This window comes from Wolbachia endosymbiont (group A) of Philonthus cognatus (assembly GCF_947251755.1).
Classification (GTDB): Bacteria; Pseudomonadota; Alphaproteobacteria; order Rickettsiales; family Anaplasmataceae; genus Wolbachia; species Wolbachia pipientis.
Window position 1 is genome coordinate 817,208 of the sequence record NZ_OX366388.1, and the last position, 23,501, is coordinate 840,708.

General features: G+C 35.4%; 21 protein-coding genes, 2 rRNA genes and 2 pseudogenes. 10 read left to right on the plus strand and 15 right to left on the minus strand.

From position 1 onward, the window contains the following. Positions 1-68: 68 nt before the first annotated feature. A complete protein-coding gene (pstC, locus tag OPR21_RS03980; protein ID WP_038199744.1) occupies positions 69-1,157 on the minus strand; it encodes a phosphate ABC transporter permease subunit PstC in 1,089 nt (362 codons plus the stop codon). A 107-nt stretch (positions 1,158-1,264) separates the two neighbouring features. On the opposite strand from pstC, the gene rpmH reads away from it, so the two are divergent. The 3 genes and pseudogenes from rpmH (at position 1,265) to OPR21_RS03995 (ending at position 2,092) form a co-directional block, all read left to right on the plus strand. Beyond that, positions 1,265-1,399 (plus strand): 50S ribosomal protein L34, encoded by a 135-nt coding sequence (rpmH, locus tag OPR21_RS03985; RefSeq protein WP_006279898.1) that lies wholly within the window; start codon positions 1,265-1,267, stop codon positions 1,397-1,399. 67 nt (positions 1,400-1,466) lie between these two features. After that, positions 1,467-1,742, plus strand: a pseudogene (gene rnpA / locus OPR21_RS03990) (ribonuclease P protein component); the annotation flags it as partial. A gap of 86 nt (positions 1,743-1,828) precedes the next feature. Then, positions 1,829-2,092 carry a hypothetical protein gene (locus OPR21_RS03995; RefSeq protein WP_077188558.1) on the plus strand — a complete coding sequence of 88 codons (264 nt, stop codon included), beginning with the start codon at positions 1,829-1,831 and terminating at the stop codon, positions 2,090-2,092. An 85-nt stretch (positions 2,093-2,177) separates the two neighbouring features. Here the strand turns inward: OPR21_RS03995 and rrf are convergent. Both rrf and OPR21_RS04005 read right to left on the minus strand, forming a co-directional pair. After that, positions 2,178-2,284 (minus strand): 5S ribosomal RNA (gene rrf / locus OPR21_RS04000). A gap of 66 nt (positions 2,285-2,350) precedes the next feature. After that, positions 2,351-5,116, minus strand: a 23S ribosomal RNA gene (locus tag OPR21_RS04005). A 335-nt stretch (positions 5,117-5,451) separates the two neighbouring features. Here OPR21_RS04005 and OPR21_RS04010 point away from each other — a divergent pair. The 3 genes from OPR21_RS04010 to guaA all read left to right on the plus strand — a co-directional run bounded on the left by OPR21_RS04010 (position 5,452) and on the right by guaA (position 10,741). After that, a complete protein-coding gene (locus OPR21_RS04010) occupies positions 5,452-6,528 on the plus strand; it encodes a methyltransferase domain-containing protein (RefSeq protein WP_264702764.1) in 1,077 nt (358 codons plus the stop codon). A gap of 58 nt (positions 6,529-6,586) precedes the next feature. Continuing rightward, positions 6,587-8,371 (plus strand): ribonucleoside-diphosphate reductase subunit alpha, encoded by a 1,785-nt coding sequence (locus OPR21_RS04015; RefSeq protein ID WP_265030237.1) that lies wholly within the window; start codon positions 6,587-6,589, stop codon positions 8,369-8,371. A gap of 807 nt (positions 8,372-9,178) precedes the next feature. Next, a complete protein-coding gene (gene guaA, locus OPR21_RS04020) occupies positions 9,179-10,741 on the plus strand; it encodes a glutamine-hydrolyzing GMP synthase (protein ID WP_265030238.1) in 1,563 nt (520 codons plus the stop codon). Between the two features lie 32 nt (positions 10,742-10,773). Here the strand turns inward: guaA and OPR21_RS04025 are convergent, their stop codons facing one another. After that, positions 10,774-11,481, minus strand: a complete 708-nt coding sequence (locus OPR21_RS04025; RefSeq protein WP_010082284.1) for a TerC family protein — start codon at positions 11,479-11,481, stop codon at positions 10,774-10,776. Positions 11,482-11,878: 397 nt separating this feature from the next. Between OPR21_RS04025 and OPR21_RS04030 the strand changes: the two genes are divergently transcribed. The 3 genes from OPR21_RS04030 to mutS all read left to right on the plus strand — a co-directional run bounded on the left by OPR21_RS04030 (position 11,879) and on the right by mutS (position 15,839). Next, complete coding sequence (locus OPR21_RS04030; protein WP_006279522.1) at positions 11,879-12,061, plus strand: hypothetical protein; 183 nt, start codon at positions 11,879-11,881, stop codon at positions 12,059-12,061. A 185-nt stretch (positions 12,062-12,246) separates the two neighbouring features. Continuing rightward, on the plus strand, positions 12,247-13,053 hold the full coding sequence (locus OPR21_RS04035; RefSeq protein ID WP_265030239.1) for an ankyrin repeat domain-containing protein: 807 nt from the start codon (positions 12,247-12,249) through the stop codon (positions 13,051-13,053). Positions 13,054-13,328: 275 nt separating this feature from the next. Then, complete coding sequence (gene mutS, locus OPR21_RS04040) at positions 13,329-15,839, plus strand: DNA mismatch repair protein MutS (protein WP_265030300.1); 2,511 nt, start codon at positions 13,329-13,331, stop codon at positions 15,837-15,839. Between the two features lie 45 nt (positions 15,840-15,884). On the opposite strand, the gene OPR21_RS04045 is transcribed toward mutS, so the two are convergent. From OPR21_RS04045 to OPR21_RS04065, 5 genes and pseudogenes are all read right to left on the minus strand, one after another. After that, on the minus strand, positions 15,885-17,534 hold the full coding sequence (locus OPR21_RS04045; RefSeq protein WP_265030240.1) for a recombinase family protein: 1,650 nt from the start codon (positions 17,532-17,534) through the stop codon (positions 15,885-15,887). Continuing rightward, complete coding sequence (locus OPR21_RS04050) at positions 17,443-17,718, minus strand: hypothetical protein (protein WP_252153916.1); 276 nt, start codon at positions 17,716-17,718, stop codon at positions 17,443-17,445. The genes OPR21_RS04045 and OPR21_RS04050 overlap by 92 nt, the downstream gene beginning before the upstream one ends. 110 nt (positions 17,719-17,828) lie before the next feature. Continuing rightward, a pseudogene (locus OPR21_RS04055) lies at positions 17,829-18,287 on the minus strand (ankyrin repeat domain-containing protein); the annotation flags it as partial. A gap of 38 nt (positions 18,288-18,325) precedes the next feature. Then, entirely contained in the window at positions 18,326-19,060 is a 735-nt protein-coding gene (locus tag OPR21_RS04060; RefSeq protein WP_265030241.1) for an ankyrin repeat domain-containing protein, read from the minus strand. A gap of 167 nt (positions 19,061-19,227) precedes the next feature. Further along, a complete protein-coding gene (locus OPR21_RS04065) occupies positions 19,228-20,394 on the minus strand; it encodes a phage tail protein (RefSeq protein ID WP_265030242.1) in 1,167 nt (388 codons plus the stop codon). Between the two features lie 90 nt (positions 20,395-20,484). Between OPR21_RS04065 and OPR21_RS08580 the strand changes: the two genes are divergently transcribed. Then, positions 20,485-20,709 carry an HU family DNA-binding protein gene (locus tag OPR21_RS08580; RefSeq protein ID WP_406829256.1) on the plus strand — a complete coding sequence of 75 codons (225 nt, stop codon included), beginning with the start codon at positions 20,485-20,487 and terminating at the stop codon, positions 20,707-20,709. Here OPR21_RS08580 and OPR21_RS04070 read toward each other — a convergent pair. Genes OPR21_RS04070 through OPR21_RS04095 form a run of 6 tightly spaced genes read right to left on the minus strand, consistent with a single transcriptional unit; the run spans position 20,690 to position 23,488 of the window. Beyond that, positions 20,690-21,490: a baseplate assembly protein gene (locus OPR21_RS04070; protein WP_265030243.1), complete on the minus strand. Its 801-nt coding sequence runs from the start codon at positions 21,488-21,490 to the stop codon at positions 20,690-20,692. The two genes, OPR21_RS08580 and OPR21_RS04070, sit on opposite strands and share 20 nt — an antisense overlap. Before the next feature lie 2 nt (positions 21,491-21,492). Beyond that, on the minus strand, positions 21,493-21,828 hold the full coding sequence (locus tag OPR21_RS04075) for a GPW/gp25 family protein (RefSeq protein WP_265030244.1): 336 nt from the start codon (positions 21,826-21,828) through the stop codon (positions 21,493-21,495). A gap of 2 nt (positions 21,829-21,830) precedes the next feature. Beyond that, complete coding sequence (locus tag OPR21_RS04080; protein ID WP_012481797.1) at positions 21,831-22,085, minus strand: PAAR domain-containing protein; 255 nt, start codon at positions 22,083-22,085, stop codon at positions 21,831-21,833. Beyond that, the gene (locus tag OPR21_RS04085; protein ID WP_038251007.1) at positions 22,082-22,546 is read right to left on the minus strand and encodes a phage baseplate assembly protein V; all 465 of its coding nucleotides are present in this window, start codon (positions 22,544-22,546) and stop codon (positions 22,082-22,084) included. Before OPR21_RS04085 ends, OPR21_RS04080 begins: the two co-directional genes overlap by 4 nt. Then, positions 22,533-23,006, minus strand: a complete 474-nt coding sequence (locus OPR21_RS04090; protein WP_138265010.1) for a hypothetical protein — start codon at positions 23,004-23,006, stop codon at positions 22,533-22,535. The genes OPR21_RS04085 and OPR21_RS04090 overlap by 14 nt, the downstream gene beginning before the upstream one ends. Continuing rightward, the gene (locus tag OPR21_RS04095; protein ID WP_406829261.1) at positions 23,003-23,488 is read right to left on the minus strand and encodes a phage tail protein; all 486 of its coding nucleotides are present in this window, start codon (positions 23,486-23,488) and stop codon (positions 23,003-23,005) included. Before OPR21_RS04095 ends, OPR21_RS04090 begins: the two co-directional genes overlap by 4 nt. Between the last annotated feature and the right edge of the window lie 13 nt (positions 23,489-23,501).

Below are 23,501 nucleotides of genomic sequence, written 5' to 3' on the forward strand. Positions count from 1 at the left end.
ATAAAAGAACTTCTAAAGAAAATAAATTTTATATTATTAATAGAAATTTTGCAACATTAAAACGCTTACTAGTTACGCTTCATTACAAACAATGCAAATGCATTTAATAGCCAAGTAATAATAAACAATACTAAACTAAGCGCATAAGCAGCAAGAGTTTGTACACTATTGAAATCCTGATCTCCGGTAAGTAATGTAGCGATCTGCACGGTAATGGTAGTAACTGAATTAAGAGGGTTAAAAGTCAAATTTGCGTTGATTCCCACAGCCATTAGCACAATCATTGTTTCACCTATCACTCTTGAAATTGACAATAAAATTGCACTTAAAATTGTAGGCATTGCATAAGGTATTGTTATATGCCATATAGTTTCCGCTGGAGTTGCACCAAGTGCCATGAAGCCATAACGCAAGCTTTTTGGAACAGATCTTATGGCATCTTCGAGTAAAGAAATAATAAAAGGAAGAATCATTATCCCAATCGATAAACCGGCAACTAAGGCACTTTCTGAGTGTATACTTAAACCAAAAAAATTTGCTACCTGCTTTATAAAGAAAGACAAAAACACAACCGCGAAATATCCATATACAACCGTAGGAATAGCAGACAAAACTTGCAAAGTTGTATTAACAATATAACGCACTTTCTCACTCGCATATTCACTAATATATATTGCAGAAAATAAACCAAGCGGAACGACAACTAACATTGCTATAATAGTTATAAGTAATGTACCAACTAAAAGCGGCGCTATACCAAAACATCCTATCTTCTCTTCATTGATAGTGACTACATTGTGGCCCCATTTCAAGCAAAACAAGAATTCTGAAATAGCTACTTTATTAAAAAAACTAATGGATTGAATAAAAATAGACAGCATTATAAATAAAGTGATAAAAAATGATATGGCCAAAGCCACAAATAACGAAAGTTTTATTATCTTATTTCTTTTATTTTTAAAGATAAAAGCAAGCATGAAAAAAAGTAACGCTATAGAAATAAAAGTTACAAAACAATTATTATAGAATACTAACAACCAAGTTAGCATCCATACACAACTAAGATATAGATAAGATTTAACCTTATTTACTTCTTGAAACCTACTAAAACAAAATAAAAGGATTAGTAAGACAGGTATGACTATCACCGAATTCATTCTTCCATGCATCAAATTTTATTCTACGAAAATGTCATACAAGTTCACCATTATTTGACAATAAAGTAAAACAATTTAAAATAAATAATTATATTAATATAAAAACAATGAAGAGAACATTTCAACCAAAAAATTTGATAAGAAAGCGCAGACACGGATTTCGTTCACGTATGGCAACAAGAGCTGGAAGAAAAATCCTTAATAGGCGCCGTTCATTAGGGTGTAACAAATTATGCGCATAGTAAGTATAAAAAAAAAGATTTTTCTTCTGCTTTCAAAAATAAGTTAGCACTCAACAGTCTTTTTTATCGTGGGCTTTATATATCACTGTACGCTATAAAAGAAAGAGAACCTGAAAAGTACATTCATACTATTAGAGTAGGTCTGGCTATCAGTAAAAAAACCGGAAAAGCAGCAAAAAGAAATAAAATAAAAAGGCAACTACGAATGCTTGCTAAAATTAGCATTTTAAATATAAGTAATATAGGGCACTACTACATAATACTAACTCATAGAAACATTATGCAAGCAAGTTATAAAAATTTACAAAAAGATCTAACTATTTGCTTAAAAAAGATAAAATAAAAAAAAATCTCAATTAAGGTATTTACAACTATATTTTTTATGATAATATAGGTAAAATTTTTAAAAATAGTTAATGGGTGTGGTGAATGGTAGAGCATATAAAAGAGGTAAATAACACAGGCTTTGGTCAGATGTATCAATTCTTATTTCTTCCTAAAGGAACAGGAACAGATTGGAGGTCAGCATTTCGCCAACAAGAAGAATTATTTAAAAAAGTGGGAGGTAATGTAATATTACCAGAAATCAGTAATTCTCCTTCAAAAGGGAATCAATTAGGGGAAGTAGGAACAATGCTAAATAATGTAGAAAATGACCAAGAACATATAAGAAAAAAAAGATATCGTAGTTAAAGTAAAAACTTAAAGAATAGTAACAAAACAAGAAAGTTAAAATATAAGTATACCTACTGTCTAATTAACAAAGAAATTTTTATAAACTTGGCGGCGACCTACTCTCCCTTTTCAAGTACCATCAGCGCTAAAAAGTTTCACTTCCGAGTTCGAGATGAGATCGGGTGGTTCATTTTTGCTATAGCCACCAAGTCAATAAAAATTTCTAACTTAACAATTTTAACTTAATATTTAACACTGCATACACACATATAGAAAGCAAATAAATCAATCAGGCTATTAGTACTAGTTAGCTTCACATGTTACCATGCTTCCACACCTAGCCTATCAACGTGGTAGTCTTCCACGGCCTTAATTGGGAAATCTTTTTGAAGAGGGTTTCTTGCTTATATGCTTTCAGCAATTATCCCATCTATACATAGCCACCCAGCGATGCTATTGGCATAACAGCTGGTACACCAGAGGTATATCCATCTCGGTCCTCTCGTACTAGAGTCAGACCTTCTCAAATTTCCTTCACCCACGGCAGATAGAAACCGAACTGTCTCACGACGTTCTAAACCCAACTCACGTATCACTTTAATCGGCGAACAGCCGAACCCTTGGGACCTTCTTCAGCCCCAGGATGTGATGAGTCGACATCGAGGTGCCAAACGGTGTCGTCGCTATGAACGCTCGAACACCATCAGCCTGTTATCCCCGGCGTACCTTTTATCCGTTGGGCGATGACCCTTCCATACAGAATCACCGGATCACTATGACCGACTTTCGTCTCTGCTTGGCTTGTCAGCCTCGCAGTCAGGCAAGCTTATGCCATTATACTATCAAGCTGATTTCCGACCAGCTCTAGCTTACCTTCGCACGCCTCCGTTACTTTTTAGGAGGCGACCGCCCCAGTCAAACTACCCACCATACAATGTCCTAGCTCCAGATAATGAAACATAGTTAGATATCAAAAGTGTAAAGGGTGGTATCTCAAGGTTGACTCCATTATAGCTAGCGCCATAACTTCAAAGTCTCCCACCTATCCTGCACATCACACTTTTAATAGCAATGTAAAGCTATAGTAAAGGTGCACGGGGTCTCTTCGTCTAACCGCGGGTACCCCGCATCTGCACGGGGAATTCAATTTCGCTGAAGTGATGTTGGAGACAGTGGAGAAATCGTTACGCCATTCGTGCGGGTCGGAACTTACCCGACAAGGAATTTCGCTACCTTAGGACCGTCAGTGTTACGGCCGCCGTTTACTGGGGCTTCAATTCGGAGCTTGCACCCTTCCTATTAACCTTCCAGCACCGGGCAGGCGTCAGACCCTATACTTCCACTTACGTGTTTGCAGAGTCCTGTGTTTTTAGTAAACAGTCGCTACTCCCTATTTTGTGCCACCTACTCATAGTTGCCTAAAAGCAGGTTACCCTTCTTCCGAAGTTACAGGTATAATTTGCCGAGTTCCTTCAACATCATTCTTTCAACACCTTAGTATACTCTACTCATCCACCAGTGTCGGTTTGCGGTACGGCCTCATAAATATAAGTGCTATTTCCTGGAGCTTCTTTTAAGCATAGATCAATCCAATAAGATCTATACAAATACGAAACCCGTCACACTTAAGAGGTTTAGGAATATTAACCTAATTGCCATCGACTACTCCTTTACGGACTCGCCTTAGGAACCGACTAACCCTACGCAGATTAACTTAACGTAGGAACCCTTAGATTTTTGGTGAGAGTGTTTTTCACACTCTTTTACGCTACTTATGTCAGCATTCTCACTTCCGATATCTCCAGCAGTTTTCACAAACCACCTTCACAGACTTACGGAACGCTCCGCTACCGCGCCTATTGATCGAAATCAATAAGCACTCACATCTTCGGTATACAGCTTTAGCCCCGGTACATTTTCGGCGCAGAAAAACTTATTTAGACAAGTGAGCTGTTACGCTTTCTTTAAAGGATGGCTGCTTCCAAGCCAACCTCCTAGCTGTAATGGTTTTTCTACTTCCTTCCCCACTTAGCTGTAATTTTGGGACCTTAGATAGTGATCTGGGTTGTTTCCCTCTTCACCACGGACTTAGCACCCGTAGTGTGCCTGCTGTATAATTAATTGTTGGTATTCGGAGTTTAGTTAGATTTGGTAAGACGGTGAATCCCCCTAGTCTATCCAGTGCTCTACCCCCAACAACATACATACAACGCTCTACCTAAATAGATTTCGCGGAGAACCAGCTATTTCCAAGTTTGATTGGCCTTTCACCCCTAATCACAACTCATCCAATAATGTTGCAACATTAACTGGTTCGATCCTCCAGTGTGTTTTACCACACCTTCAATCTGGTCATGACTAGATCACTTGGTTTCGGGTCTAATCCATAAAACTAAAACGCCCTATTCAGACTTGCTTTCGCTACGCCTACACCTAACGGCTTAAGCTTGCTTCATAGATTAACTCGCTGACCCATTATGCAAAAGGTACGCTGTCACTCTAAATATCAATAAATTGATATAGAGCTCCAACTGTTTGTAAGCACTTGATTTCAGATTCTATTTCACTCCCCTCCCGGGGTTCTTTTCACCTTTCCCTCACGGTACTTGTTCACTATCGGTCGTTAAGGAGTATTTAGGCTTGGAGGATGGTCCCCCCATATTCAAACAGGATTTCACGTGCCCCGCTCTACTCAAGGATTTAAAAACTTTCTACTTATACAGGACTATCACCTTCTATGGTTACTATTTCCAGAGTATTCTAATTCTTATTCTTAAATCACTAGCCTTTTCCGCTTTCGCTCGTCACTACTAACAGAATCTCGGTTGATTTCTTTTCCTTTGGCTACTTAGATATTTCAGTTCACCAAGTTTGCTTTACATACTTAGTACGTAATAACTAGCTAAACTAGTTGGGTTTCCCCATTCGGAAATCTGCGGATCAAAATTTGTTGACAATTCCCCACAGCTTATCGCAGCCTGCCACGTCCTTCATCGCCTCTTAACGCCAAGGCATCCATCAAGTGCTCTTAATAATTTATTTATCCGACTATATGCAGAATATGCAGAGTTAAATATTATTAAAATTGAATTGAGATTAAATTAATCTCTACCATAAAACTTGTCAAACATCTAAAAACTAAATTAATCTTTTATATATTATAACCTAATAAATAATATGTCAACGCCTTTTTGCACAAAACATTTACTTATATTATCAACAACAATATACTAGCAATCCTAAACAGTATAATCTGAGAAATATGTGGTAAACTTATATATACAGTAAAAATTAATAAAAAAGATATTTTGTAAGATAAAATGTGTTAAAATCAATTGCCTAAAAATGATAATAAACATTCGGAGTATTTCTAACGTATGAAAAGTAATCTCTCTTTTATAAAAAACGTTGCTTTAAATTGTATGTCTAAGCTCATTGGCGTATTAAATATTAAGAAAGTAAAACACTTCATTGTGAATAAATATAATACTCTTCATAAAGAAATGACAGTGCTTCTTAAAAAATCTAAGAACCTGTTAAACACCAACATTGAAATCGGTTTATATCACTTTTATAAAGGTAGCATATCAGATGCAAAGTTACGATTTTGGTTAATTAGCATATTTTACCCCCATTTACCTATAGTCTGGTATAACATCGGAAGGTGTCATTTTGCGGTAGGGAATACTAACAAAGCTTATAATTATTTAACAAGGGCACTAAAATTAGATAATGACCACGAGGAGGCGTCTTACTATATAAAAAAAATGACAAACTCAGCGCCTATTACAGAATTGCCAAAAAACCTCATAAGACAATATTTTGATTACACAGGTGAATATTTTGTTGAGCATTGGTTGATTGCCAAACAATATAGAGGGCATGAACTTGTACACATGATAATTACAAAAATCTTCAACAACTCCACTTCTGAGCTCAATATACTCGACCTTGGTTGTGGAACTGGAATATGTGGTCATTTCTTGAAAATAAATAGTATTGGAAACCATATAACAGGAATTGACATTTCAAGTAGAATGCTAAATATCGCAAGAGGATGCTTTATAAAAGGTAAGCCTGTTTACAATGAATTAATACATATGGAAATGAAAGAGTTTCTTAAACAAGAGAAAAACCAGCAGTATGATGTAATTATCTTTGCTGAAGTGCTACATTATCTACATGACTTTCAAGAAGAATTGGAATTAGCAAAAAGATCTACGAGCAAAAAAGGGGTTATTGTATGTTTAATAAGAAGAAAGGAAGGTGAAGGTATTGACTTTGTAAATAAAGGAGACTATTTTCGTCACTCAGAAAGTTATGTTCAACATGTTGCAAAAGAAATAAATATGCAAATAAGTTATATGAGTTACTGTAAAATATATGGCAGTCAGGTTGACGGTATCTTGTTTGCATTACAGCATCAACAAGAAAGTCCGAAAAACCTAACTTAAAAATCGCTCAAAATGACTTTTAAGTATCTATATATAATAAAAGAATAAAAGGAACTTTATGAATAACATTACCATTAATTACGCAAAGGACAGCAAATTAACCGACTTTGGAAAAGCAGTTCTATCAGACAGGTATTTAATAGAAAATGAAAGTTATCAAGACCTCTTTGCACGTATTGCTAATTACTATTCTGATAATAAAGAACATGCGCAGCGTTTTTATGACTACATGAGCAACTTGTGGTTCATGCCTTCAACACCAATACTCAGCAATGGTGGCACTAAGAGAGGGTTACCTATCTCTTGCTTTCTTAATGAAACCGAAGACAGCTTGCAGGGAATAGTTGATCTATGGAACGAAAATGTTTGGCTTGCTGCACGTGGAGGAGGCATAGGTAGTTATTGGGGAAATTTACGCTCAATAGGCGAAAGCGTAAAGGGTAGCGGCAAAACATCAGGAATTGTTCCATTTATTGTAGTGCAAAATGCTCTAACGCTTGCAATTAGTCAGGGATCCCTAAGGCGAGGAAGTTCAGCAGTCTACCTTCCTGTATCTCATCCGGAGATAGAAGAGTTTCTAGATTTACGCAAGCCAACAGGCGGTGACCCAAATCGCAAAGCGTTAAATATACATCATGCTGTAATAGTAACAGATAAATTTATGCAGGCTGTTGAGAATGATCAAGAATGGAATTTAATAAGCCCTCACAACAATAAGGTTATTTCAACTGTAAAAGCGCGGGATATATGGATCAAAATATTAACAGCAAGAGTTGAAACTGGAGAACCTTACATTATTTTCCTTGATGCAACAAATAACAATAAGCCAGAATCTTACAAAAAGCTCAACTTAGACATCAAGATGTCAAATCTATGCAGTGAAATAACTTTAACCACAGGTTATGATCACCTGAATAAGTCACGCACTGCTGTGTGTTGTCTATCATCCGTAAACCTTGAGTACTACGAAGAATGGAAAGACAATAAACTCTTCATAGAAGATATAATGCGCTTTCTTGATAATGTATTGGAAGATTTCATAAATAAAGCACCGAATGAAATGCAGCGAGCAAAATATTCTGCAGCCAGAGAACGCAGTATTGGTCTTGGTGTGATGGGCTTTCATTCATTTTTACAAAGCAAAATGGTTCCTTTTGAATCAGTAACAGCACAACAATGGAATAAAAAAATATTTAAGTATTTACGCGAGCAAGCAGATATAGTTTCTAAAAAATTAGCAGAAGAAAAGGGAGCATGTCCTGATGCCAAAGAAGTTGATCTAATGGAAAGGTTTACACACAAACTCGCTATTGCTCCTACTGCCTCGATCTCCATTATTGCAGGTAATACCTCCCCTGGAATAGAACCATACGCAGCAAACGTATTCATACAAAAGACACTTACAGGCTCATTTGTAGTGCGAAATAAATTCTTGCAAAAACTATTAGCAGAAAAAAATCAAGACAATGATAAAATATGGTCTTCAATTTCAACAAACGAGGGTTCCGTTCAGCATTTAGATTTTCTTAGTGAGCATGAAAAATTGACATTTAAAACAGCGTACGAGCTTGACCAAAGATGGATTATAGAACATGCAAGTAATAGAACTTCGTATATTTGTCAATCTCAATCAGTAAATCTGTTCTTACCTGCCAACGTACATAAACGTTACTTGCACAAAATACACATGCTTGCTTGGAAAAAAGGATTGAAGAGCTTATATTACTGCAGATCACAATCAATGCAGAGAGCCGATAAGGTCTCGCATGACATATTCAAAAAAAGTGAAATATTGCAACAAAAAACAGATATTGACTACGATGAATGTCTGTCATGCCAATAGCGGCCTTACTCAAAAAAGTAGAGAGAAAGTTAAGCAAATGGGTAAATAGACTTCTTGCATAACCATATAACGCACTTTTATTGGGAATAGAAACGAAAAAACTTTCTTGACAAACTCCGCCAGCCCCCTTATCATGATACTGAAGTTATTTATTTATCTTCGCAATCTGTGCAGGTTAATGACAAAAAACTTAGGGTATTTGGCGTCTCATGTTTAATTTTTCGCACTACGTGCATCGCATGTCTTTAAAAATTTTTAGGTTTTTACCTATATAAGCCGAAACGAGCTTACAAAGCGTTTAAGACAGCAAAAAACGTCAAATTGACAAGGGAGAATTTGAATGCTAGCTACCCTAGGGTTTCTTTGCCTTTTTTCCTGCTTGGTAAATTTCTTAAACACTTGCGGTGTAGGTTAGTTGCAAGTTAAAAGCAGCTAAATCGCGGTTATTAAGCGTTTAGAATAAAAAAACGCCATACTTGAAAGTATAATGTAAGTAATTAGCCAACCACGGGGCTTCTTTTGCCTTTTTTTTCATTTGGTAAATTTCTTAAACATTTATGGCTAAACGACAATCGTCATCCCGCTACTTGTTAGCGGGATCTATTGCCGAGATACCGCGAATGAATCGCGGTATGACGATAAGCTCGTCGTCCCGCTACGTGTTAGCGTCGTAGCGGTATGGTGTAGGAAAATTAGCTATATAGCTAACTTGTACCACGCGTTAAAGCTTTTAAACAGGTCTTGGTTTACTTACTCCATTATTTTCTTTATTATCAGATATCATTTTAAATAATATGGAGGAGCAAATTGTCAGCAATTGCCATTATTGATTTTGGTTCACAGTTTACACAGCTTATCGCAAGACAAGTAAGAGGAATGGGTGTTTATTGTGAGATATTTCCAAGCAACATCAGTTTTGAAACAATATCAAAATTCAATGGGTTTATTCTCTCTGGAGGACCACAATCTGTAAATGATGATTGTTCTGAAACAAGTAGAGTAGTACATGAAATTATAAAACTTAATGAGGCAACAAACGTTCCTATACTTGGAATATGCTATGGACAGCAACTCATTTGTCATTATTTTGGAGCAAAAATAAAAGAGAGTTTCAAACAGGAGTTTGGTAGAACTAAAATCAAGATACTAAAAGAATCCCCCATTGTAAAGGATACCTGGGATGTTAATTCTGAAGTGGATGTATTAATGAACCATGCGGACAGTGTTGATACTATACCACAGGGATTTACTGTTATCGCATCAGGTGTGATAAATCAAACAATTGCAATGATTGTCAACGAACAGCGGAAGATTTACTGTACTCAGTTCCATCCTGAGGTTAAGCCCACAACAAATGGCAGTAAATTGCTCTCTAACTTCTTGGATATTGCAAATTGCAAAAGAGACTGGACAATGAAGTCGTTTATTGAGAAGCAAAAGGAAAAAATCAAAAATGTAGTAGGAGAGAAAAAAGTAATCGCTGCAGTAAGTGGTGGGGTTGATTCAAGCGTTGCAGCGGCTCTCACACATAAAGCTATAGGAAAACAATTGAACTGTATTTTTATCGATACTGGGTTGTTACGCAAGAACCAAACCATCGCTATGTTGAAAGAGATTCCGATAAATTACGTTGATAAATCAAATTTATTTTTGAGTAGGTTGAAGGGAATAACTGATCCAGAAGAAAAGCGAAAAATTATCGGTAACACTTTTATTGAAGTGTTTGAAGAAGAAGCAAAAAAAATAGGTGATGTGGATTTTTTGATGCAAGGTACCATCTACTCTGATGTAGTTGAGTCAGGGCATGCCTCAGACAACACTAGTACAATTAAGTCTCACCATAATGTTGGTGGGTTGCCAGAAAAGATGAATCTGAAGTTAGTGGAGCCTTTACGTTACCTCTTTAAAGATGAGGTAAGGCTACTTGGAAAAGAAATTGGGCTTTCAGACGAGATAATATTTCAACATCCATTTCCTGGACCCGGACTTGCAGTGAGGATTATAAGTGAAGTCGATAAAGAAAAGGTGCAAATATTGCAAGAAGTAGATGAAATATATATTAATACGATGAAAAATTACGATCTATATGATAAGATATGGCAAGCTTTTGCTGTATTATTACCAATAAAAACTGTAGGCGTTATGGGAGATGGTCGTACGTATGGATATGTTTGTGCTTTAAGGGCTGTAACATCATCTGATGGTATGACAGCCGATGCATTTCCATTTGAAGATAAGGATCAACACTTGCTAGTATTTTGGGATTTTTTACGCAATGTCGGCAGTATAATTGTTAATAATGTTCCCGGAGTAAATAGAGTTGTTTATGATATCACTTCTAAACCACCCGCAACTATTGAGTGGGAGTAAATCAAAAAGATCCCGCTGCTTGTTAGCTGGATCTAGAGATACCGCGAATGAATCGCGGTATGACGGTTAATTTTCTTTATTTTGCTTATAATTTCCACAAGCAGTGCAAACATAAATGAAGAATACAAATATCCTTTTGGTAATTCTATATGAAATCCATGAAGTATGAGGTACACACCGACAAGTAAAACAAATAAAATGGCGATTATTTTTAACCCTGGGTTAGATTTGATTAACTGGGCGGTATAACTTGATAAAAACAGCATTGCTAGCATGGAAAATGTAAATGCTGTAGCAATTATTACCATGTTATAAGTTAGTGCTATAGCAGTTAATATCGAATCAACCGAAAAAACTAAATCTATTAATATAATTTGTAGCACAACTAAAAAAAATTTTGATTTAACGTTTGCTTTCTTTTTATTTTTCTTACATACAAAGATGTCATCCCGTAACTCCATAGAGCTCTTAACAATAAGGAATAATCCCCCTGCGATCATAAGTAAATCCCTTGCTGATGCAGTGTGAAATATAGGTTTTTGCATTGATAATATAGATGATGTAAAAAATAGTATTACAAAACGCATTAATAGTGCTAATCCAAGGCCCATAAGGCGCACTCTTTCTCTCAGCGCATTTGGTACCTTATCTATTGCTAGAGAAATAAAGATTAAATTGTCTACACTAAGTATAGTTTCAAGTAGTGTAAGTGTCAGTAAAGTCCAAGCATCAGTTAGCATTTTTGTTTCAAATTCGGTTCTTCTTACTCTACAATAGATGTGTAAAAATTAAGTGACTTCACTCAGAAGTTTTATAGCAGTTCTCCAGAAAAACAGGATATATAAAGTTCAGCAGCTTCTTCTATTTTCGTTTTTGAGCAAAATCAATAATAAGAGAGTTTCTTATTTTCATGCACGCAAATAAGATAAAGCCTTATTTTCATTTTTGACTTTATTTGAAAATAATATATACTATAAAAATAGTGTGCTCGGTTGAATGAATGTATATTAAAGGATCACCATCAGGCAAAGTATTCGCTGGTTATCAGGCATTTATACCAAGCCCCTTGCCACCAAAATTTGAATGGGACAATGATTTAGTTAATAGTCTTTAAACCCTTACTTTACTATAAGGAAAGTGGTTGAAAACTTAGGTGTCGTATTTACAACAGCCCAAAGAGCAATCGTAAAGCTTGAAGATTTAGGCATCGTTTCACAAACTTCTCAAGGAAAGAGAGATCGGGTTTATTGTGCAACTGATATTTTGAATATTCTAGAAGAACCAACTAAGATTACAGAGAACTTCGATAGCACATTGTAGCTATTGTGATGAATAAATTCAGCAAACAGCAAGCTTAAAGAGTCTGATCCAATGGACATGCTGAACAAAAAGTAAGGAGCTCCTTTTGGAGGATTATATTAACTTATTAATTAATTGCTTGACTTTTAGCAGGATTTATTATATTATTTATTAATGAGTAATGCAATCAAACCAAGGAGGATAGCATGATAAATAATTTGGATTCAATAATTCTTGGAATAAAAGATGGTGAAAAGGCGATTGAAGATTTAAGGGTTGTTCTTAAAAAAAGAAAAGAAGAAGTTATTACTACACAGACATTTAATTACGCTTTACGATGCCCAAAAACTACAAAGGAAGCGATAGTACACGAAATTCTGCTTCATTTTATACAAAATCCTGGCGAGCAATCACTAGAACAAGTGATACAATGCTTAGATAGAGCAATACAATCTGGGATATATGCAAAAAACAACCCAATAAGAAATCTAGATGAAGAATTTCGTACTCATATAAACTTTAAAGATGAAGAGGGAAATACATTACTACATCATGCAGTTATAGGTAATAAAACTGAAGAAATAACCACCCTTCTTGTTACATATAGTGCAAATCCTTTGATACAAAACGCGGATAATAAAATTCCTTCAGATTTAGCTCAAGGAAAAACAAAAGAAGTGCTTATTAAAAGTATGAAAAAACAAGCTCATACGAAAAAAGAAAGCGCTATGATAGGCAGTTTAGTGCCTGGCATAATGATTGGTGGTTTTCTTGGTGTTGTACTTGGAGCTGGTGTGTATGTTGCAGTAAGTCTTTCTGGTGGTATGATACTAGGTGTAATGATAGCATCTGTTCTTGTTGCTAGTATAGCTGTTGGGCTGGCCATGTATTTTTTGAGTCAAGACTATGAACAGGCTAAAGCGATAGAAAAAACTATTAGCACTGTTAGCTCTGAAATATCTGTTGGTGCTGCAAATGGTAAAAATGATAAAGAAGGGCAACAACTTACATAGAAAAAGCTATAGTATTTTTCAAACTAAATAATAAACCTTGTAATTAGGATATTCTGGATTCCAGCGTCACGCGCTGGAATGACAACTGCGTTTTTTGTTTTTTTGTCATCAAATACTCCTACTCTTTATGTCATCCAAGTGTCCTGACTACTTGGATCCAAGAAATTTAATTGTTTTAAATTTTCCCCTCTATACACCTATTTAAAATTTATGTTATTCACATGTGCAATATAATCTATAATAACGTTTATCAATACAATATATTAAAAAATATTATGAGCTTCGTAAAAGAAAAAAACACCCCTGTGATGGAGCAGTATTTGAACCTGAAAGCTCAATACAAAGATCATCTGCTATTTTATAGGCTAGGAGATTTTTATGAATTGTTTTTCGATGATGCTATTAAAGCTGCGAAATTGCTGAATATAGTGCTCACTAAGAGAGGTAATTCGTGTGGGCAAGAAATACCAATGTGTGGAGTGCCAGCACACAGTAGTGAATCTTACCTACACAAGCTAATAGATTTAGGATTCAAAGTAGCAATCTGTGACCAATTAGAAACTGCTGATGAAGCAAAAAAGAGGGGCTATAAATCCATAGTAAAACGTGATGTAGTGCGAGTTGTAACTCCAGGTACAATTATAGAAGATTCACTACTGGAGGATAAAAGCAATAATTATCTCGCGTCCATAGTTGAACAAAATGACGAATATGCTATTAGTTGGCTTGAATTATCGACGGGAAAATTTTTTCACACTTTAACGAGTTTGAAAGCTCTAGATAGTGATTTGTTGCGTATATCACCAAGAGAATTATTAATTTCTGAAAAACTCACTGAGGACGAAAAAATTAGATCGATTTTAAAAAACTATAAAATATCAATTACACAACACGCCCAGAGTTTTTTTGAGTATAGTAAATCTCACAGAACGTTATGCGAGTTTTATAAAATCAGGGAACTTGGGAGTATAGGAAATTTCAGCAAAGTAGAGATCATGGCGTGCGGTGCACTGCTTGAATATGTCAGAGTAACACAAAGGGGCTCCATTCCAAGGCTTGAATTCCCAAAAACCTATAAGCAACAAAATTTCATGCTTATTGATGCTTCAGCAAGGAGAAATCTTGAGTTGTTTTCAACTCAATTTGGTGAAAAGAAAGGTTCACTAATTTCAGTTATTGATCATACAGTTACAGCTTCTGGTGGACGCCTGCTCAAACAAATGCTCGCTTCACCCCTTGCTTGCTCCAAGGCAATCAATTTGAGGCTCAGCACCGCTCAATTTTTTGTAAATAATCATGAGCCACGCAGAAAAATACGAGAGATATTATCTAACATTCCGGATATTGAAAGGTCTTTATCGCGCTTAATACTAGGGCGTGGTTCACCAAAGGATATGAACCTATTAAAAATAGGCCTAGGAAAAACTTTAGAGTTGTCTGAGTTTCTGTCTACCTTGCATAATTATTGTTTAAGTGAAAAATCAGAAATTAACTCTCAGATGTCATTCCAGTGCTTGACCAGAGAAAAGGAACCAGTGTCTACTACTCAGGTGATAAGTAGTGACGAAAGTGAACTAAGCACAATACATAAAAGCCTTGGCAATCATAAAGACCTATTTGAACTGTTAAATAGTGCTATACTTGATAATAACCTCAGTTCCGTGAAAGAAGGAGGATTTATTCACTCAAAATACAACTCAGAATTATCTGAGTTATCCTACATATTAAATAATAGTAATAAACTAATAACCAAACTCCGTGAATCTTATCGCGACCTAACTGGTATTGCCGCACTTAAAATATTACATAACAACATACTCGGTTATTACGTTGAAGTGTCGGCAAATCACAAAATAACTTCGGATATATTTATTCATAGACAAAGCTTAGCAAATAGCATGCGCTACACTACTAATGAATTGAAAGAACTAGAAAATAAAATTCTTACGGCACGTGATGCTGCAATCGGCTTAGAAATGAAAATTTTTAGTGAACTGTGTAGTGAAGTTGCTAAAGAGTCTGAAAAAATTGCTCTTGCTGCAAATGCTTTGGCAAAACTTGATATTAGAACCGCATTTGCAGAGCTTGCAGTGCAAAATAATTACGTAAAACCCATTATTGATGACAGCAAAGAGTTCAATATCTGTAGCGGAAGACATCCAGTGGTTGAAGTTAACGATAAATTCATTGCAAATAGCATCAATTTAGCTGGTATACATCTAATTACTGGTCCTAATATGGCTGGAAAAAGCACTTTCTTGAGGCAAAACGCTCTCATTGCAATTTTAGCTCACATGGGGTCATTTGTGCCAGCAGAGAGTGCACATATTGGAGTGATTGACAAGATATTCAGCAGGGTTGGCGCAACGGATAATATAACAGCTGGTTATTCTACCTTCATGGTAGAGATGATCGAAACAGCAACGATAGTAAATCAGGCAACGGACCGTTCCTTGGTGATACTTGATGAAATTGGTAGGGGCACAGGGGTGTATGATGGATTATCTATTGCACAGGCGGTGATTGAACATATTCACAATGTAAATAAGTGCCGCGCCATTTTTGCAACTCATTATCATGAATTAACTAAAGTAAGCAAATACTTGAAGAACGTGAAATGTTTTTGTGTAAAAATAAGAGAGTGGAACGGAGAGGTTATCTTTCTACATGAAGTAATTGAAGGCATTGCAGATGAGTCATATGGAATACATGTAGCAAAACTTGCTGGTTTTCCTGATTCTGTTTTAAATAGAGCAAGTGAGGTATTTGAGGAGCTGAAGGCTTGAATCATTATTATAAGTGAAGAATTACCTATACAATCGTGGTAGTAGCTATAGAAACGAAAAACTTACTTGACACCCTTCGCCAGCGCCCTTATCATGACGTCCAGTACAATGTTGCAAATTAAAAATCTCTCCATCCTGGGCTGGTTCTTCGATTCTAAATGCCACCTCTACCTGGTCATGACTAATCTGAATTCGTTCTACTAATGCTTTAATGATACCACGCTTAGTTTGCCAATCTAGCTGTTCCAAGTTCGATTTTATACTAGTATAAAGACTCTTTATACTGTTGATGATAAGGTTCATTCCCTTCTCTATTGCTTTTTGATCAACTACCTTTTTCTTCTCTTCTTCTATCCCTCTTAAGCGTTCCCTCATTCTTTTCATCGTCTGTTTAAATTCTTCCTCACTTATATATCCTTTATCTCCTACATTTTCTTGACTATAATAGTCTTCCATTAACTTTTCGATGCCTTGTTTTATTTGATTTTCCCTTCTTGCAAACTTCTTATCTAATGATTCATCATTTTTATTTTCTGCAATTCTACGGTGATACTCATTTTTTATTATCTCTGGGTTTTTTAGTAAATTTTTCACTTTTTCCCATATAGCTGTTTCTAACATATCTGTACGGACCAATTTATTAGTACACTTCTCCCTACCATCAGTAATACGTATAGTACTACTACAGCGATAATAGCTAAACTTTTTTCCCTCAACTCCACATTGTGCACCACTATACGCATATCCACAGTTTTGACACACAACTAGACCTTGTAATAGATATTTCTTTTTTCCTCCCTCTCTCTGCATCCTTGCTCTTTTTCTATTTTCATCCAGTTGCTTTTGTACTTTATTAAATAACCCTTCATCAATTATTTTTGGTACTGGTATATAAATCCAGCTGTCCTCATCTGTGCGACAGATAGAAACCTTTTGTTTATTTCTTTCTCTTCTTTCAACCCTCTTTAATTTACCAAACGCTGCTTGTCCTTTATATGCTGGATTTCTTAATACCTTCCAAATTATTATTGGACACCACACCTTCTTTCCAGTTCTTGTTCTAATTGACTTATCTCTTAGTCTACGTATCACTTCCCTTATACTTATTCTCTCTTGCCCTACCCACATGAATATCTGCTTTACTATTTTTGCTTCCTCTTCATTTATTTCAAACTTTGTCTTTTCTCTATCTACATGCTTTATACGATTATAACCAAAAGGTGCAATGCCAATTACACTTACACAGCCTTTTTTTGCTCTATGGAGTTTTCCCCTACGACTACGTTCCATAATCTTTGTACACTCATATTCTGCCACTAATCCTTGCATTCCCAATAACAATTTGGACTCTGGATTATTTTCAGTCTTATGATTTAAGAAGATTACTTCTACTCCTGCTTTTTCAAATTCATCAAGCAATATCATTTGATGTGCAGATTTTCTTGATAATCGGTCAGGTGAATGAATATAAATTTTATCAATTTGATCTTCTCCTACTTTATCACGTAATGCATCTAAACCTTCACGTTCTAAACTCCACCCACTAAGCCCATCATCCTTAAATTCATACTCATTCAATAACTCATGCTTATCTGCAGCAATTCTATGCTTGAGCTCGGCAATTTGACTCTCTATTGTATTGTTCTGCGCTTGACTCTTCGATGAAACTCTTGCATATAAGGCCACTGTTGTCATTTTTCTTTATCTCCTTTTCATTTTTTCTTTTTACCGCATACCTAAGTAACAGCTCATAGGCTTCTGCTAGATGTTGTTCCGCTAATTCATCTGGCTCGTATCGGCAAGTTAATGTTCTTTTTCTCATAGTTTCTCCTGCAAATGTTTTTGTAGTGCAAGGAGCCTTACCACTCCTTTTTTCCATCAATCCATTTACTCTTATGAAAAAGACCAACTTTTATCAGCTACAGCCTTCAAATTTGGTCTAGCCCTTCCTTTGCCAACTGCAGTTGTGCTTTCCGATACGGTTCTCATTTTTTTAAATAATTCTTCAATTCTGTCTATTTCTTCCTTTAATAACTCAGTTATCTCTTTACTATTTTTTGCATAATCCATCGCTGTCATTCCAAATTTATCCGCTTGCTCTATTTCTCCTCCAGCTTTTACCAGCTCCTCCACTATTTCTTTTTCACCTACCATGCACGCAAGGTGTAGAGGTATGCATTTATTTCCATATTCCTCAGCATTTACGTCTGCTCCTGATTTTATCAATTCCCTCACGATTTCTAGACGTTTCTCCGTTACCGCTAGGTGCAGTGCTGTATATCCTCCTACATCTTTGGCATTTACATCTACTCCTTTTTCGACTAATAACTCCACTGTTTTTACCTCTACTGCATAATGCAAAACTGTTCTTCCTTTTTCGTCTCTTTCATAAATATTTTTAAATGAGTCCTCTAATAGTGACTCCTCTTTTTTACCGAGCTTTACCATAATTTACCCCCACCTTTCTTTAAAATTAAGTCCCTTTTTTAAGCCTTCTTTCCTACTACATTTTCTGCCTCATCTATCATCTCATTCACTTGGCTGATTATCTTGCTTGCTAAATTTTGACATTCTTTCTTTATTAGCGATTTGTCTCTCTTCCTTATTTCTCCTATCTCTATTATTTTTACCTCCGGCATATAGCTCCCATTCAACATGTCTGCTATTTCTCCTACTAGCCTCTCTATTCCATAGCACGTCAGTTCTCTACTTTTTGTTACTCCACCTTGTTCTCTCAGAAATTTACTTGCCTTTTCATTCTCTCCACTATTCCATAAACAATACTTTTCACTTTCCCATATGTAATACATTGGTGTTGAACCGTACTTATTCAGCTGATTAACTACAGCTCCTGCTTTTACTAGCTCTTTTATTATTTCAGCTTTCGCTGCTATCTTGCATGCAGAGTGCAGTGGCGTACATCCACTGACATATTGAGTAGCATTTACTTCTGCTCCCGACCTTAGCAGCGCTTTTACATTTTCTAAGCTTTTTGCAAATACTGCACAGTGTAGTGGCGTATAACCATTTTTATCTCTTGCACTGATCTCCGCTCCTTTTTTTATTAATAACCTCACTGTTTTGTAATTGGAGATTTCTACTGCTTGGTGTAATATCGTCTCTCCTTCTTCATTTCTTTTATTAATGTTTTTAAACCCGTTACTTGATACTTCTTTAAAAAACTTACTAAAAGATTCTCTCTTTTCTTTGCTAAACTTCATACTTACCTCACAAAATTAGCTTTTCTAGCGCCAGACAAATTTCTTATATTTACCTGCTGCTATTCAAGTCATGTCTTTTTTAGCATGAGAAAGCAAGTCTTTTTCTTTTTATTTCATATATTTTAACCTATTATTAATATAATATATGAGGATCTAAATATAAGTATTTAACTTATTACACATATCACTTGACTATTTTTCCAACTTCTGTGCAAATGTCGATGTTCGTGCCACTTCAGTACTCCTGGATAAAATACTAAAATGTAATTTTCTAATTCGTGTGTTGAGTCTTTTTGCTCTGAATCCAAATCATTTTTATAGTAAACGTTGTGTTCTGCTAAAACATATTTTCTGACCTTCTGATCTGTATAATTTTCTACTTTGTAACGATGGATAATGCTGAATCTTTCTAAAATTGGCTTGTGTTTTAGATTCCAATATTGCCCTGAAAGTTTATCGCTTCCCAATAGAAATTTATTTCCTTCTTCTTCTGTGCTACCAACCGGAAAGCATGCATTTATTTCTCCTAATCTCCAACTGTCCGATAATACTATCTGCGCTTTAGCAAATTTAATCGATGGTAATAAGCTTTGAGTTAGAGGATACAGGGCTTTGAAGTTATACCACTGATGACTTCTTTCATAAATGCCTTTGTAATCTCTTGTGTGAGGCTCTGTTTCTCCAAGTACTGCTACATCTAAGCGATATATGTCATTACTAAATGCTTGCTCATAATGAACACGAAAAGTACTAAACTTGAAACTTGAATTCAAGACTTTTAGCTCAAATGTGTTCTTTCTACCAAATGACAGTACTGGTCCATCTTTTTCAACCTTTATACCTGAGTAATCCGATAACAAATTTCCAAAAAAACTTTCATCTAAAATAAACCTATCAACGTTGTAGTAATCATTAAACATCCTCATTAGCCGCGATCTTGCTGGCAATGACAGCTTTGCAAATTCTACTACTGCATCTACAAAAAAGTCATTTGGAACATCTTTTATACCTATCTGCAGCTCAAAGAAGTGCTTGCCAGGTGGTTCTTCGATAATTGTAATATCTTCTATATTTGTCCATTTTAGTGCTATTTTTAGTGATGCTGGAGTTCCTCTCAGTCTTTGAAATTTTACTCCTTCTACTACGGCTTTTCTTTTATCTTTTACCCAGCGCAATATCTCTTCTAAACCATATTCTTCTATTATCCACGGCAGTATTTCATCTTTAAGACTAAATTTAAATCCCCTGATGCAACTTGGATCAACTTTGTAATCGATTGCATCAACCAGTGCTCGCTCTTGCTTTGTTACGTTTGGTGGTAATAAATTTTTCATTTGTCTTTTCTTTCAAGTTGGTTTAATTTCCTTTATTTAGGTAGCTTATGAGTAAGCAAGAGATCATTGCAGAACTGATCAAAAATAAAGATGTTCTTAATATCGAAAACACTTTCCATAATATTTGACCATATTATCGATACTTTAAAAAACAAGTTACAACTCCTGGAAGAGAATCAATACTTTCGTCTCCCTAACATTGGTCATTTTTATCCAGTAAACCTTAAACCACTTATTGCACGCAATCCCCTCACTGATGAAACTTTTACGATTCCACAAAACAAAAAAATACGTTTTAAATCCTATCTAACTTGACGTAGCCAAGCACTGCACACTCATTACCTAGCACCATAACATCCTCTCTTGGCTCGATTAATTCCACATTTTCTACACCATCTACAAATAGATTCGCTATTATCCACGATCTTGTTACACTCCACCCTAATCTTTTTGCTAATTCAAACTTCTTAATAAATTGCTTCTTGATTTCCTCCTTCGATATCAGAGGACTTATGCTCATTCTGCTGTGAATATCTATTTCCGTAATATTGCAACCAATTACTGTTACTGTATCGGTTAAAACCCTTATATCATCTCTAGTAACTTGCTTTCTTACAATTTCAAGTAGCTCTTCTAACACTATGCCAGTTGTGGATAATTGTGTTGATAAGATTGAAATTTGTACTTTTCCTGGTATAGGTGATTCTACTAGTGCATCTTTTACTCTACTATCTTCTGACAGTGCATGATATTTATAATATTCCTTACTTCCTCCTGTTGACCAACCTGCTATTTTTGCTTTTACCCTCTTTCTAAATCTTTCATCCTCTTCTTCTTTTTGTCTTTCCACTCCATAAAACTCAGCCAAATTATCAAGATCTTCTCCTGTCGCAAATTTCAGTAAGTTACTCTTTACTGCTTCATTTATTCTTTCTCTAAGCAAAAGTTCTCGCCATGCTGCTACTTCTAATACCTTCATTGCTGGATCACTTTCTACCAATCCTGTAAAACTTGCATCTCGCTTTACTAACTCTTCCTTCATTCTCGAAAATATTTCCTCATATCTTAGTTTTTCAATAATATTAGATGTTTGCATTTCTAAACAACTACTCCACTAATATTTATGAACTTGCCTTCTGAAAGATAGACACCTTCTAAATTCAATGTTACTCTCCCTTCTTTTACTCCTTCAACTTTTACTTTTTCTAACTTAAATCTCTTTTCCCATTTTTCCAAAGCTTCTCCTGTTGCTGCATATATCTCAAGTGTTAAATCTCTATTTATTGGCTTATCCACCAATTCAAATAATCTTGACCCATAATCTCTCCTCATTATTCTACTGTTTACTGGAGTGGTCAGTATATCAATTATCGATTGCTTTAAGTGCTCTATTCCTTCTAACGCTTTTCCTGTTTTAGCATCCATACCCTTCATTTCTATTTTGCAAAAACGCTTTCACTGCCTTTTATTACTTTAAAACCACATGAAACTATATCTCCTACTCTTCCTACACTAAGACCATTTGCAAACACTGTTTTTGATCCTTGAATCATTACTTTTCCTTCACTAAAACTTTCTCCTTGTCTACATATTGACTTACCGTTTACAAAAACATTGTTACTCCCACTAATGCAGAAATGTGGTATAGCTTCTCCACAGTAGTCTCCTAACCTCACTATTCCTTTGTTCAATTTAAGTCGATCCTTTCTGCTTTCAGTTTTATTCCACTTTTTGTCATTTCTATACTTGATCCCCCAACTTTCAGTGTTATTTTGTCTACTACTTCAATCTCTAAATGATGTTTATCTTTATCGTATGACAACTTTGTTCCATCTTGAAATGTTAAGCTACTCACCTCTTTTTTATTTTCTGGTGCAGAGTACTTTTGTTGATATATTCCAGGAAGTACTACTCCTAATGATAACTCTCCCAATGGTGACAATATTACTACCTGTTCATTTATGCTTGGTGGTAGCCAGCTTCTTTCCTCTCCTGCTCTAGAAGTTATCCATGGAAGAAAATCTGTTAAAAGTTCTCCTATCTTCACTCTTACTTTTGCTTTCTCATAATCTACTTCTTTTACAACTCCTATTCGTACAATGTTTGCTAACTTTCTTTGCAGCTCTGAAATAGCAAAATTACTCTCTAACATTTTCTTCTATTATAATCGTATGTGGCTTAATCTTATTTTCTGTCCATATCGATTTACCTAAATGAAGCTGATGACTCCAATCAACCATCCACACCAAATATGCATCTAATTCGGGTCTAAATCCGTCAATTTCTGCAGAGATAAATTCTCCTGGTGAAACATTTTTTATATTCCATGTATTTTTGTTTACAACTTTTGCCACCTCAGCAGCTAATGTTCTGACAATAATAGCTGCATTTTCTATTGTGCTATCAATCACAATTCGTGCTTCAAATCTTGCTTTCAGTGCTAATTCTTCTGTTCCTGGATCTTTTCCCGATTCTAAACTCACAAGCTCTACAAATAACGCTGGCGCTAATAATTCTTTCCTTATCGATGGATAAATTTCACAAGTTTGAATTGCTGGTATTTCTTTCTTCAGCGTAGTGCAGATTGCGTTATGCAAATCTTTAAAATTCATATATTTCTTGTAATATCACGTTCAAAGAACTTTTCAAACACTTCCTCAACCTCATAATTAACAAGATTCCCTATTATCCTTGAAGCCTCAGGTTCGAGTGACAATTTAACTTCCTTTATTGGCAATGCTGCTCTTCCTTCACGTTTAAACATACCGCTATTTCCTTTTGGCATAACTGCTGCAAATCCTCCTATAAACTCATGCTTTCCTACTTTCGATCCTCTTCTTGTTTTTTGTATTTTGCCAATTGTCGATGCTCTAATGTCGTAGAGATTTCCTCTAATTAACACTTCTAATCTGCTTGTTTTTGCTTTAAAAATTCTTAATCTCTTTCTTATCAAACTTAATTTTATCTTCTTTTCCTCACTGATTTCCTTAGCTGCTTGCGCTTTTAACCATAGTGCTGTTCTATTTAGTGCTTTTATAGCTGCCAGTTTTACTTTCTGCTCTTTTTCGTCAATATTGTAGACTATTTCATTAATATTGTTACTAATT

Coding starts and splice junctions, on each gene's coding strand:
- OPR21_RS04065 (WP_265030242.1), bottom strand. CDS start 20,394: ATGAAAAATTTATTACCACCAAACGTAACAAAGCAAGAGCGAGCACTG.
- pstC (WP_038199744.1), bottom strand. CDS start 1,157: ATGAATTCGGTGATAGTCATACCTGTCTTACTAATCCTTTTATTTTGT.
- OPR21_RS04070 (WP_265030243.1), bottom strand. CDS start 21,490: ATGCAAACATCTAATATTATTGAAAAACTAAGATATGAGGAAATATTT.
- rpmH (WP_006279898.1), top strand. CDS start 1,265: ATGAAGAGAACATTTCAACCAAAAAATTTGATAAGAAAGCGCAGACAC.
- OPR21_RS04010 (WP_264702764.1), top strand. CDS start 5,452: ATGAAAAGTAATCTCTCTTTTATAAAAAACGTTGCTTTAAATTGTATG.
- OPR21_RS04090 (WP_138265010.1), bottom strand. CDS start 23,006: ATGAATTTTAAAGATTTGCATAACGCAATCTGCACTACGCTGAAGAAA.
- OPR21_RS04075 (WP_265030244.1), bottom strand. CDS start 21,828: ATGAAGGGTATGGATGCTAAAACAGGAAAAGCGTTAGAAGGAATAGAG.
- mutS (WP_265030300.1), top strand. CDS start 13,329: ATGAGCTTCGTAAAAGAAAAAAACACCCCTGTGATGGAGCAGTATTTG.
- OPR21_RS04015 (WP_265030237.1), top strand. CDS start 6,587: ATGAATAACATTACCATTAATTACGCAAAGGACAGCAAATTAACCGAC.
- OPR21_RS04060 (WP_265030241.1), bottom strand. CDS start 19,060: ATGAAGTTTAGCAAAGAAAAGAGAGAATCTTTTAGTAAGTTTTTTAAA.
- OPR21_RS04025 (WP_010082284.1), bottom strand. CDS start 11,481: ATGCTAACTGATGCTTGGACTTTACTGACACTTACACTACTTGAAACT.
- OPR21_RS04045 (WP_265030240.1), bottom strand. CDS start 17,534: ATGACAACAGTGGCCTTATATGCAAGAGTTTCATCGAAGAGTCAAGCG.
- OPR21_RS08580 (WP_406829256.1), top strand. CDS start 20,485: ATGTTCTTAATATCGAAAACACTTTCCATAATATTTGACCATATTATC.
- OPR21_RS03995 (WP_077188558.1), top strand. CDS start 1,829: ATGGTAGAGCATATAAAAGAGGTAAATAACACAGGCTTTGGTCAGATG.
- OPR21_RS04035 (WP_265030239.1), top strand. CDS start 12,247: ATGATAAATAATTTGGATTCAATAATTCTTGGAATAAAAGATGGTGAA.
- OPR21_RS04085 (WP_038251007.1), bottom strand. CDS start 22,546: ATGTTAGAGAGTAATTTTGCTATTTCAGAGCTGCAAAGAAAGTTAGCA.
- OPR21_RS04050 (WP_252153916.1), bottom strand. CDS start 17,718: ATGGAAAAAAGGAGTGGTAAGGCTCCTTGCACTACAAAAACATTTGCA.